7 protein-coding genes are annotated in these 12,469 nt (G+C 68.8%); all 7 read left to right on the top strand.

Annotated features, from left to right (window positions below; all coding sequences use genetic code 11):
• The first annotated feature begins 590 nt into the window (after nucleotides 1–590).
• On the top strand, nucleotides 591–1,871 hold the full coding sequence (locus ABD210_RS24030) for an alpha/beta hydrolase family protein (RefSeq protein WP_344114339.1): 1,281 nt from the start codon (nucleotides 591–593) through the stop codon (nucleotides 1,869–1,871).
• A 284-nt stretch (nucleotides 1,872–2,155) separates the two neighbouring features.
• Nucleotides 2,156–4,939 (top strand): type I DNA topoisomerase, encoded by a 2,784-nt coding sequence (topA, locus tag ABD210_RS24025; protein ID WP_344114338.1) that lies wholly within the window; start codon nucleotides 2,156–2,158, stop codon nucleotides 4,937–4,939.
• 18 nt (nucleotides 4,940–4,957) lie between these two features.
• Nucleotides 4,958–5,407 carry a Fur family transcriptional regulator gene (locus ABD210_RS24020; protein WP_344114337.1) on the top strand — a complete coding sequence of 150 codons (450 nt, stop codon included), beginning with the start codon at nucleotides 4,958–4,960 and terminating at the stop codon, nucleotides 5,405–5,407.
• Nucleotides 5,408–5,469: 62 nt separating this feature from the next.
• Nucleotides 5,470–8,340 carry a glycoside hydrolase family 2 TIM barrel-domain containing protein gene (locus ABD210_RS24015; RefSeq protein WP_344114336.1) on the top strand — a complete coding sequence of 957 codons (2,871 nt, stop codon included), beginning with the start codon at nucleotides 5,470–5,472 and terminating at the stop codon, nucleotides 8,338–8,340.
• A gap of 180 nt (nucleotides 8,341–8,520) precedes the next feature.
• Nucleotides 8,521–10,512 carry a dTMP kinase gene (tmk, locus tag ABD210_RS24010; RefSeq protein ID WP_344114335.1) on the top strand — a complete coding sequence of 664 codons (1,992 nt, stop codon included), beginning with the start codon at nucleotides 8,521–8,523 and terminating at the stop codon, nucleotides 10,510–10,512.
• Nucleotides 10,509–11,678: a DNA polymerase III subunit delta' gene (locus ABD210_RS24005; RefSeq protein WP_344114334.1), complete on the top strand. Its 1,170-nt coding sequence runs from the start codon at nucleotides 10,509–10,511 to the stop codon at nucleotides 11,676–11,678. Before tmk ends, ABD210_RS24005 begins: the two co-directional genes overlap by 4 nt.
• A gap of 120 nt (nucleotides 11,679–11,798) precedes the next feature.
• Nucleotides 11,799–12,467 carry a DUF4190 domain-containing protein gene (locus ABD210_RS24000; protein WP_344114333.1) on the top strand — a complete coding sequence of 223 codons (669 nt, stop codon included), beginning with the start codon at nucleotides 11,799–11,801 and terminating at the stop codon, nucleotides 12,465–12,467.
• The last annotated feature ends 2 nt before the right edge of the window (nucleotides 12,468–12,469 follow it).

The raw sequence follows: 12,469 nt of genomic DNA, 5'->3' as shown, positions 1-12,469 counted from the left end.
TCTGCAGTGGCGTTGGCACCACCATGGGAGGGGGCCATGGTTCTGCCGGTGTTGCCAGCTCAGACCTTGTCATGGACAAGGGGCCGGTTACCACCGGAACCCACCTGCACCGTCCCTGGGACGGCGACCAGTTGGGTTCCGGGACAGCTCAGGGAAAGTCCAGCCGAAAGTCGGATGCGCTCGGCGGGCCGCCAGGTTAGCTGTGCCTCGGCCCAGTCGGCGTGCTCCCTCGCCACGCCGCCGAGTCGAACTCCCGCCCACTCACCCAGGGTGGACCGGTCGGTGCCTGGGACAACGATGTGTAGGGCAACCGCGCGGTCGCCACCGTGCTGTCGGAATGTGAGGTGTCGTGCACCTTGTAAGTAGTTTCGGAGTCAGCCCCGCCCTCCGCAGGCTGGACGCTTGACGCGGTCAAAGAGATGCTCACGAGTGCCTCACATCACGCATCATTGAGCAGGATTGCGCTCCTCGTAGCCCACCCGTTCCGGCTTCGTCACTAGCGCGACCGCCGGCGGTGTCATCAAGTTGAGACGGGGTCTCCATCGGACGGTGGCTCCGCGCGGGCGGTCGCGGCGGTGACGATCAGTGGCATGACGAACAATCAAATGTTCAGTCGCCGCCGGGCCGTGGTCGCGGGGCTGGCCGCGAGTGCCCTGCTCTCCGTCCCTTTGACCGCTGTCGCGTCACCCCTCGACGTGCAGCCCGGCGACCGCGAGGTGGGCGGGGTCTCTTTCAAACTTCCGCCGCCGACCGGCCGTGATGACGTGGGCGTCACCGACCTTCACCTGGTGGATCCCGCCCGCAGGGATCCCTCGGCGCCCAGCGGCAAGCGGGACCTGATGGTGAGCGTCCTCTATCCGGCCGACGGCTTCGGCCAGGACGGCCCGGTCGCGAGGTACATGCCGCCCAAGACGGCCGCCTTCGTCGACGAGCGGTGGTCCGGGGCCCTCGAGGTGCCCGCCGGGACCTTCGACTTCGCGAACACCCCCACCCACGCCCTGGTCGGCGCGCCGGTCAAGTCGACCAGGCACCAGGTCGTGTTGTTCTCACCCGGCTATTCGTTCAGCCGGTTCACCAACACCGCCCAGGCGGAGGATCTGGCCAGCCGCGGGTACATCGTGGTCACCATCGACCACACCCACGAGACGCCGGTCGAGTTCCCCGGCGGCCGGTTCGTGCCGGCTACACAGGCGCAACCCACTCCTGACAGCTACCGGTGGACGATCGCCACCCGGACCGCCGACGCCAGGTTCGTGCTGAACCAGCTCGGCAGGATCGTCGCGGGCGCCAACCCGGATGCCGAGGGCCGGCCGCTGCCGATCGGGCTGAGGAACGCGATCGACCTGCGCAAGGTCGGCATGGTCGGCTTCTCGGCCGGCGGCCTGACCACCGCGAACACGATGCTGGAGGACAGCCGCGTCGCGGCCGGCGTCGACCTCGACGGCACGCTCGCGTACGACTTCGCGAGCGGTCCGCTCAGCGATGTCGCCAGGCAGGGTCTGGACCGGCCGTTCCTGCTCTTCGGCTCGGACGGCAGCCAGCGGACGGATCCCGAGAAGAAGGAGAACTACGACAAGTCGTGGGCCGGCTTCTGGCAGGCGCAGCGCGGCTGGAAGCTCAACCTCCAACTCCCCGGCTCGCGGCAGCTGGGTTTCTCGGACTTCCAGTTCATCCTTCCGCAGCTGGGGTCCTCGCTCGGCGACAACCCCGAGGTCGTGACCAGGTTGGTCGGCGACGTGAAGCCCGACCGCAGCGTCCTCGCCCAGCGCTCCTACCTCGCTGCCTTCCTCGACCAGTTCGTCAAGGGCAGGCCTCAGTCGCTGCTGCGCAAGGAGTCGCCGAAGTTCCCCGAGGTCGGTTTCGTCGACTGATCGGCGCGGCTGGGTCCACGGGCTGATCCGCGCGCTCGTGGCGAAGGCATTGGGATGCTGGGTTCGGGGTACACAGGGACGTCGGGCGAGCCGGTCCGGCCGGGTTGTGCGACCACGTTCTGAAACCCGAATGAGGGCGGCTACGCCCCGAGCGGTTACGGTGCGTTGAGAAATGCGTTGCTGTCGGCCGTACTCTGTCCCAGGACGGTTGGTCTGTGCCCGGGGGAATGGGCAGTCCGGCTGCAAGCGTTGTTGCATCGACAGTGGTGGGAGCTAGGAGCGCAGTGGCAGGGGCAACAGGAACGAAGACATCGTCCGGAACGTCGTCGACGACCGGACGCAGGCTGGTGATCGTCGAGTCGCCGAAAAAGGCGCGGATGATCGCCGGCTTCCTGGGGCCCGGGTACGTGGTGGAGTCGAGTTTCGGCCACATCCGGGACCTGCCGAAGGGCGCCGACGAGATCCCGGCCAAGTACAAGGGACTGCCTTGGGCCCGGCTCGGCGTGAACATCGAGGACCACTTCGACCCGCTGTACGTCGTACCGGCGGACAAGAAGGCGCAGATCCGCAAGCTGAAGGATCTGCTCAAGGACGCCGACGAGCTCTACCTGGCCACAGATGAGGACCGCGAGGGCGAGGCCATCGCGTGGCACCTGCTGGACGAACTGAAGCCGAAGATCCCGGTCAAGCGGATGGTCTTCCACGAGATCACCCCGAAGGCGATCCAGGACGCGGTCGGCAGCGCGCGGGACATCAACGACGCGCTGGTCGACGCCCAGGAGGCCCGGCGGATCCTGGACCGGCTGTACGGCTACGAGGTCTCGCCGGTGCTGTGGAAGAAGGTCATGCCGAAGCTGTCGGCGGGCCGGGTGCAGTCCGTCGCGATCCGGATGGTGGTCGACCGGGAGCGCGAGCGGATCGCGTTCCGCAGCGCGTCGTACTGGGACCTGGACGCCACTCTGGACGCGGGCGAGGGCAAGACGCCACGGTTGTTCCCGTCCCGGCTGGTTGCGGTGGACAGCAAGCGGGTGGCGCAGGGACGTGACTTCGCCTCCACCGGCGAGCTGAAGAGCCAGAACACAGTCCACCTGGACGAGTCGACGGCGACCGCGCTGGCCGCCGCGCTGCGGGACTCGCAGTTCACCGTCCGGTCGATCGAGTCCAAGCCGTACACCCGCAAGCCGTATGCGCCGTTCCGGACCACCACGCTGCAGCAGGAGGCCGGGCGCAAGCTGAACATGTCCGCCTCGCAGACCATGCAGATCGCGCAGCGGCTGTACGAGAACGGCAACATCACCTATATGCGTACCGACTCGGTGACGCTGTCCGACACCGCGATCACCGCGGCCCGTTCGCAGGTCCGCGAGCTGTACGGCGCGTCGTACCTGCCGGACAAGCCGCGGGTCTACACCTCCAAGGTGAAGAACGCCCAGGAGGCGCACGAGGCGATCCGGCCGGCCGGCGAGGTCTTCCAGACCCCGGCGCAGACCGGGCTGAGCGGCGCGGAGTACAGGCTCTACGAGCTGATCTGGATGCGCACGATCGCCTCTCAGATGAAGGACGCCGAGGGGCGCAGCGTCTCGATCAAGATCGACGCGAAGGCCTCGACCGGACAGAACTGCGAGTTCACCTCGTCCGGCCGGGTGATCACCTTCCACGGCTTCCTGAAGGCCTACGTCGAGGGCGCGGACGACCCGTCCGCCGAGACCGACGACCGCGAGACGCAGATCCCGGACGTGACCGAGGGCGACGTGCTGCCCGCGACCGAGGTGTTCGCCTCCGGGCACGAGACGAAGCCGCCGGCGCGTTTCACCGAAGCCACGCTGATCCGCGAGCTGGAAGAGCGCGAGATCGGCCGCCCGTCGACGTACGCGTCGATCCTGGGCACGATCCAGGCCCGCGGTTACGTCTACAAGAAGGGCAGCGCGCTGGTTCCGGCGTGGCTGGCCTTTGCCGTGGTCCGGCTGCTGGAGGAGCACTTCACCCGGCTGGTCGACTACGCGTTCACCGCGACGATGGAGGACGTGCTCGACGACGTCGCGGCCGGCAACCAGCGCCGCGAGGGTGTGCTGGGCCGGTTCTACTTCGGCGACGACGGCATCGAGGGCCTGCAGTCGATGGTCAGCGATCTGGGTGACATCGACGCGCGGGAGATGTCGACCTTCCCGGTCGGCGACGACGACAGCGGCATCGTCGTCCGCGTCGGCCGCTACGGCCCGTACGTCGAAAGCAAGGACGAGCAGCGCGCGAACGTGCCGGAGGACCTGCCGCCGGACGAGCTGACCGTCGAGAAGGCTCGCGAGCTGCTGAGTCAGCCGTCCGGGGTCGAGCTGGAGCTCGGCGCGACGCCGGACACCGGTCTGAAGGTGGTCGCGAAGGCTGGGCGGTTCGGCCCGTACGTGACCGAGGTGCTGCCCGAGGACGCGCCGAAGAGCGCGAAGCCGCGGACCGGCTCGCTGCTCAAGTCGATGTCGCTGGACAGCGTCACGCTCGACGACGCGCTCAAGCTGCTGTCGCTGCCGCGGGTGGTCGGCAAGGACCCGGAGTCCGGGGACGAGATCACCGCGCAGAACGGCCGCTACGGCCCGTACCTGAAGAAGGGCACGGACTCGCGGTCGCTACAGACCGAGGAGCAGATGTTCGACATCACCCTCGACGAAGCGCTCAAGATCTACGCCGAGCCGAAGCAGCGCGGTCGCCGTGCCGCGGCGCCGCCGCTGAAGGAGCTGGGCGAGGACCCGGCGTCCGGTCAGCCGGTGGTCGTGAAGGAGGGCCGCTTCGGCCCGTACGTCACCGACGGGGAGACCAACGCGACCCTGCGCAAGGACGACTCGGTGGAGACGATCTCGCTGCTGCGCGCCGCCGAGCTCCTCGCCGACAAGCGCGCCCGCGGCCCGGTCAAGAAGACAGCCAAGAAGGCCACGAAGAAGACGGCTGCCAAGAAGACGACCGCCAAGACGACCGCCAAGAAGACCGCGACGAAGAAGACAGCAGCCAAGAAGACAGCGGTGAAGAAGACGGCGGCGAAGAAGGCCCCGACCAAGAAGGCTGCCGCCAAGAAGTCCTGATAGGCGACACTGATCGGTATGGCGACTACTTCGAAGGGGCCGGCTGAGGTCACGGCGGAGCGGCTCCGGGAGCGGGGCGAGCGGGTCACGCCCGCCCGGCTGGCGGTCGTCGAGGTGCTGGCGAGTACGGAGGAACACCTCAGCGCCGAGCAGATCGGCGAACGGGCCGAGGAACTGCGCCCCGGCATTCACCGCGCCACGGTCTACCGGGCCCTGGAGGCCCTTGGCGAATTCGGGCTGGTCACGCATGTGCACCTCGGCCGCGCCGGTACGACGTACCACCTGGCGGGGGATCTCGCCCCGCGCCACCTGCACCTGCGCTGCAGCGAGTGCGGCACCGTCCTCGACGTGGCAGGCGACATCCTCGACCCGGTCCGGCGGAAGCTCCAGCGCGAGCTCGGTTTCCAGTTGGCGCCCGAGCAGGTCGCCCTGATCGGAGTCTGCGCGGACTGTTCCGCACGGGGCTGAGGTCTGGGCTGTCCATATCTGTTCATCAGTGTGGATTCGTGAACAGATTGGTCGTAGGGTCGATGCCTGTGACCTACGACCACAGCTATGTCGAAGACTTCGCCCCGGGCGCCAACGTGTTGCCCGCGCGGGCCTGGCTGGATGACGACTCCGCGCGGGTCTCGCTGTCCGGCGACTGGAGCTTCCGGCTCTCGCCGAGTCCGGCGGACGCCCCGGACGATCTGAAGGACCCGGACACGTCGTCGTGGGACACCATCAGCGTGCCGGGGCACTGGCAGCTGAACGGGTACGGCGCACCGGCGTACACGAACGTCGTCTATCCGTTCCCGCTCGAGCCGCCGCACGTGCCGACTGCGAACCCGACGGGTGACTACGTCCGGACCGTGACCGTGCCGGCCGACTGGGACGGCTCGCGGGTGGTGCTGCGGTTCGAGGGCGTGGACTCGCGGTTCGCGGTGCACGTCGACGGCAACCTGGTCGGCTGGTCCTCCGGCTCGCGGTTGCCCAGCGAGTTCGACCTCACCGAACTGGTTGCCCCGGGCAAGGAGATCCGGATCGCGGTACGGGTGCACCAGTGGTCCGCCGGCAGCTACGTCGAGGACCAGGACATGTGGTGGCTGTCCGGGATCTTCCGTGAGGTGAACCTGCTGGCGCTGAAGCCGTCGGCTCCGACGGATGTGTTCGTGCGGGCGGCGTATGACCACGTGGATGGCGCGGGCACGTTGGTCGTGGAGTCCGACGTACCGGGGACCGTCGTCATACCGGAGCTTGATCTGGAGGTGCCGGCGGGTGACCACGTCCGGCTCGAGAAGGTCGAGCCCTGGAGTGCGGAGAGCCCACGCCTGTACGACGCCGTACTGCGGACCGAGGGTGGTGACGTCCGGCTGCGGATCGGGTTCCGCACGGTCGCGATCGTGGCCGGCGTCCTCACCGTGAACGGGAACCGCGTGCTCTTCAACGGGGTCAACCGGCACGAGTTCCACCCGGATCGCGGCCGCGCGCTGAACGAGCAGGACATGCTCGACGACGTGATCCTGATGAAGCGGGCCGGGATCAACGCGGTCCGGACCAGCCACTACCCGCCGCACCCGTACTTCCTCGACCTGTGCGACCTGCACGGCCTGTACGTCGTGGACGAGTGCGACCTGGAGACGCACGGGTTCGGCTACGAGCCGAAGCCGCCGAAGCTGCCGAACCCGGTGATGGACCCGCGCTGGGAGGACGACCTGGTCGCGCGGATGCGCCGGATGGTCGAGCGGGACAAGAACCACCCCAGCATCATCATCTGGTCGCTCGGCAACGAGTGCGGGATGGGCGAGAACCTGCGCGCGATGTACGACTTCGCGAAGGACCGGGATCCGTCCCGGCCGGTGCACTACGAGCGGGACTCGCAGGTGGAGTTCGTCGACATCTACTCGCAGATGTACACCTCGCCCGAGGGGGTGGCGAAGATCGGCGAGGACCCGACCTCGTTCAAGGGTCTGCCCTTCATCCTGTGCGAGTACGGGCACGCGATGGGGAACGGGCCGGGCGGACTGTCCGACTACCGCGCGTTGTTCGAGAAGTACCCGCGCTGCCAGGGCGGATTCATCTGGGAGTGGATCGACCACGGGCTGCGGACCTCCGCTGACGGCAAGGAGTTCTACGCGTACGGCGGAGACTTCGGCGAGACGATCCACGACGGGAATTTCGTCTGCGACGGGCTGATGTTCCCGGATCGGACGCCGTCGCCGGGCATGCTCGAATACATCAAGGTGATCGAGCCGCTGGTGATCACGTCCGACGGCAAGGGCGGCATCGCCATCACGAACCGCTACGAGGTGCTCGACACCAGCCACCTGGTGTTCAAGGCGGTCACAGAGGTTCAGGGCGAGCCCACCGGCTCAGGTGTGCTTGGTGTGCCGGCGACCGCACCCGGCGAGACAGTGTCGGTCGAACTGCCGCCGGTGGATGCATCCCAGCCAGAGACCTGGCTGACCGTCACCGCCGAGCTTGCCGAGGGCACTGCCTGGGCTGAGGCCGGGCATCGGGTCGCGTGGGGTCAGATTCGCCTCGACCAGCCCGCTGAGGCGCGGCACGTGGGCTCCGAGGGGGAAGCGGCCGCCGACGCTGGGCCCGGCGACGAGGGTGCCGCGCGGCACGCTCGGACCGAGGCCGCCGGTGAAGACGTCCGGGCCGGCGTTTCCGGCATCGGTGTCGGGTCCCTCGGGATCAGCAACCTCCGGCTCGATGTCTGGCGGGCGCCGATCGACAACGACGCGATTCCGGGGGTCTCCGACGCTTGGAAGCAAGCCGGATTGCACCGGGTTCAGCACAGGGTCGTTTCCGCGGGCGTGAAGGACGGCGCCTGGGAGGTCGTGACGCGAACCGCCCCACCAGCTCTGCAGTGGGGCCTGGTCTCGACGTGGCGCTGGACCCACCTCGACGGCGGCTCGGTCCAACTCGACCTCTCGGTCGAGCCGGAAGGCCAGTTCCCGGCGACCCTGCCCCGGCTCGGCATCACCTTCGAGCTCCCTGCCGTGGACCGGGTCGAGTGGTTCGGAACGGGCCCGAACGAGGCGTACGTCGACACCCGCGCCGCTGCCGCCGTCGGGAAGTACTCCGCCACCGTGGAGCAACTCCAGACGCCGTACGTGCGACCGCAGGAGAACGGACACCGCATCGACACTCGCTGGGTGACCGTGAGCGGCGAGGCGACCCTGCGGATGGAGGCCGCGCCGGATCTGTTCGGCCTGACGGTCCGCAACTGGACCACTCAGGACCTCGAGAACGCCAAGCACACGCCTGACCTGGTGCCTGGCGACACGACGTACGTGACCCTCGACGTAGCCCAAGCAGGCGTCGGCTCCAACGCTTGCGGCCCAGCCCTCCCAGACCGCGACAAACTCCACACCACCCCAGCCAGCCTGTCCGTGAGGTTCACCAGGGTCTAGGACTGCGTGCGGCCCAGCCCGCTCCATGGGGCTGGACGTGGTTGGCCCGATGGCGGGTTAGTCGGCCGATGGCGTCCCTGGAAGCCGCCAGCGGCGGAAAATCCTGCCAGCGGCATGGCCTGCCCGGCCGTTGTGGGCGCCTGCGTGGGGGTGTCGGTGGGGGCGACTAGGCTTCGTAGCGTGCCGGAGGCGTATGACCCGTTGACTGACCCAGCACCGGCGCATGACCTGCGCGCGGTGTTGCGGATCCGGGCGTTCCGGCGGCTCTGGATCGCGTTCGGGTTGTCCAGTCTGGGGGACTGGATCGGGCTGCTGGCGCTGACGGCGATGGCCAAGGCGTTCGCGGGCGACGACTACCAGGCGGCGAACTTCGCGATCGGCGGGGTTCTGTTCCTGCGGGTGTTGCCCGCGCTGGTGATGGGGCCAGTCGCCGGGTGGGTGGCGGATCGGCTGGATCGGCGCTGGACGATGATCGTCGGCGATCTGGTCCGGGCCGCGTTCTTCGTCACCATCCCGCTGGTCGGCACGCTCACCTGGTTGCTGATCGCGACGGTGCTGATCGAGGTCGTCAGCCTCATCTGGGGGCCGGCGAAGGACGCGAGCGTGCCGAACCTGGTGCCGCGGCACCGCCTGGAGGCGGCGAACCAGCTCAGCCTGATCACGACGTACGGGTCGGCATTGCCGGCCGCGGTGCTGTTCACCGCGATCACCGTGATCACCCGCCCGCTCGACAACGACCTCTCGATCGAGCTCGCCATCTACGTGAACGCGGCGACCTTCGTGGTGTCCGCACTCGCGATCGTCTCGGTGGCGGAGATCGGGCGGGCCGACGGGCACGAGCACGAGGACCATCCGACGCTGTGGCGGACGATGATCGAGGGCTGGTCCTACGTCACCGGGACGCCGGTGGTCCGCGGTCTGGTGGTCGGGATCTCCGGGGCCTTCGCGGCTGGTGCCGTGGTGATCGGCCTCGGCCGCACGTACGTCGAGGATCTGGGCGCGGGCGACCCTGGGTACGGCGTGCTCTTCGGTGCGGTTTTCGGTGGTCTCGCGCTCGGCATGGGCTTCGCGCCCAGGCTCTTCTCGGGGCTGTCGCGGCGGAGGTTGTTCGCCGCGGGGTTGGTCGGGTCCGGGATCGGGCTGGCCGGGCTCGCGCTGATCCAGCAGATCGAGATCGCCACCATGATCGCCGTCGCGCTCGGCTTCTGCGCCGGCGCTTCCTGGGTGTCCGGCTACACGCTGCTCGGGCTCGAGGTGCCCGACAACGTGCGTGGGCGGACTTTCGCGTTCGTCCAGTCGGCGGTCCGGACCGTGCTGGCGTTGACGCTGGCCGTGGCGCCCTTCGCGGCCGGTGCGATCGGGCGGCACACGGTGAGCCTCGGCGGCCGCTCGCTGACCTACAACGGCGCCGCGACCACGATGCTGATCGCGGCGGTGCTGGCGGGCGTACTCGGACTGATCGCCTGGCGGCAGATGGACGATCGCCCGGGCGTTCCGTTCTGGCGGGATCTGCAACGCAGCTTCGGCAAATCGCCGGGCGTCTACCCGGCGACGGGGTTGTTCATCGCCCTCGAAGGCGGTGAGGGAGCGGGCAAGTCGACCCAGTCGGCGCTGCTGGTCAAGTGGCTCGAGGAGCAGGGCCAACAGGTCCTGCTGACTCGCGAGCCGGGCGCCACCGACCTCGGCAAGAAGCTGCGGCGGATCGTGCTCGACCCGGCGACCGGCGACATCTCACACCGCGCCGAGGCCCTGCTCTACGCCGCGGACAAGGCCGAACATGTCGACTCGGTGATCAAGCCCGCCCTGAAGGCCGGCGCCGTCGTGATCACCGACCGGTACGTCGATTCCGCGCTCGCCTACCAGGGCTCCGGCCGTGACCTGGACAGCTCCGACGTCGAACGCGTCAACCGCTGGGCCACCGATGACCTCCGGCCGAACCTGACGATCCTGCTGGACCTGCCACCGAAGAGTGGACTCGGCCGGTTCGAGGAGCGGGACCGGATCGAGTCACAGTCCGCCGACTTCCACGAGCGGGTCCGGACCGCGTTCCTCGAGCTGGCGGCCGCTGAACCGCAGCACTACCTGGTCCTTGACGCGTCGCTCGACCGCGCGCAGCTCGCCCAGCAGATCCAGGCCCGCTTGCTGCCGATGCTGCCGAAGGTGGGGCTATGACAGTTTGGGATGACCTCGTCGGGCAGGAGCCGGCGGTCGCAGTACTGAAGCGCGCTGTGGCCGGTGCGGCGGCGCGCCTGCAGGGTGGGAGCGGCGCGGCCACCGCAGGGATGACACACGCGTGGTTGATCACCGGTCCACCCGGATCGGGCCGGTCGAACGCGGGCCGAGCGTTCGCCGCTGCGCTGCAATGCGACACGCAGGGCTGTGGCGAATGCAATTCCTGCCGTACTGCGTTGAGCGGGGCGCACCCCGATGTCTCCTTGATCCGCACCGAACTGCTCTCGATCCGCGTCAGCGAGATCCGCGAACTGGTCCGCCGGGCCGCGATGAGCCCGACCCAGGGCCGCTGGCAGGTGATGGTCGTCGAGGACGCGGACCGCCTCACCGAACAAGCCGCGGACGCCCTGCTCAAGAGCATCGAGGAGCCGGCTCCGCGCACTGTCTGGGTGTTGTGCGCGCCCACGGTCGAGGACGTCGTACCGACGATCCGCTCCCGCTGCCGCCTGCTGGTCCTGCGGACGCCGCCGGTCACCGCCATCGCGGAGATGCTCACGAGCAAGGCCGGCGTCGAGCCGGAGCTGGCCGGATTCGCGGCGCGCGCGGCGCAGGGCCACATCGGCCGTGCCCGGGCGCTGGCCCGCGACGAGGAGGTCCGGAGCCGGCGGACCAAGGTCCTGGAGGTCCCGTTCGAGCTGCGCGACCTCGGCGCCTGCCTGAACGCCGCCCAGCGACTGGTCGACGCCGCGAAGGAAGAATCCAAGGCCAGTGCTGCGAAGGTCGACGAGCGCGAGCGGTCCGAACTCGAGCAAGCGCTGGGGATGGGCACCAAGGGCGCCAAGCCGCGGGAGACGGCGGCGGCCCTCAAGGAGCTCGAGGACCAGCAGAAGGCCCGGGCCAAGCGCTGGGAACGCGATGTGCTCGACCGGTCGCTGGTCGACCTGATGGCGCTCTACCGCGACGTCCTGGTGCTCCAGACCCGCGCCGGCGCCGAGTTGATCAATGCGGAGCTCAGCAGGAACATCGAGCAGTTGGCGAGCCGGACCAGTCCCGAGCAGACCATTCGCCGGATCGACGCACTTTCCGGCTGCCGCGAGGCGATCGAGGGCAATGTGGCGCCCCTGCTGGCGCTGGAGGCGATGACGATCGCGCTGTTCGAGGGCTGAGACGCCCGTCTGCGCCCTGGACGCGTTGTAACAAAGAGCAGTGTCCCGCCGATGTCTGGGTGGCTGGACCAACCAGCCTCCGTGCCCCCTCCTCCATGGTGCTCATCCTCAAGGAAATGCATGACCCAACCGCCCGTTCCGATCCAGCCTGCGCGGACGCCGCTTCCGCCGGCGGAATCCTGGCTGGAGGGCGTGCCGACCCCGGATCAACGTCGGCTGGATCGTTATGCCGTCGCGGGCTTCGCTTTCAGCCTGCCCGGGCTGGCGCCGGTGGCCGTGGTGCTGTCGCTGATCGCGCTCGCCCGGATCCGACGGTCCGGCACCCGCGGGCGGAGGCTTGCGGAGGCAGCGCTGGTCGTCAGTGGCTGCTGGCTGATCGCGATCGCCGTCGCCGCGGCACTCGGCCTGCACGGCGAGCGGCAGGCGGGCATCGGTCGCTCCACCTCGATAACGCAGGTGCATGTCAGCCAGTGTTTCGACGCGGACCTCGAAGCTGAGACGCTGCGGCTGGTGCGGATCGCCGACTGCACCGCAGAGCACGCCGGTGAGGCCTACGCAAAGGTGAAGGCGGCTCTGACCGGCCTGTCCACCGAGGAGAAGGGCGCGGTCGCGACCCAGGAGTGCGCGACGGCCTTCCGGCAGTTCGTCGGCAAGTCGTACGAGCAAAGTGAGCTGGACATGTATTACGTGGTGCTGGAAGATCGTGCTGTTGCTGATGGCAACGTACTGTGCATGGTCGGGCAGCCGGGCAAGCAGTTGTCAGGCTCCATGCGCGGCACACAGCGCTAGGG

The organism is Kribbella alba (assembly GCF_039529635.1).
Taxonomy (GTDB): Bacteria; Actinomycetota; Actinomycetes; order Propionibacteriales; family Kribbellaceae; genus Kribbella; species Kribbella alba.
The sequence above is the reverse complement of the archived record's forward strand: the minus strand, read 5'-3'. Positions and strand labels throughout refer to the sequence as shown.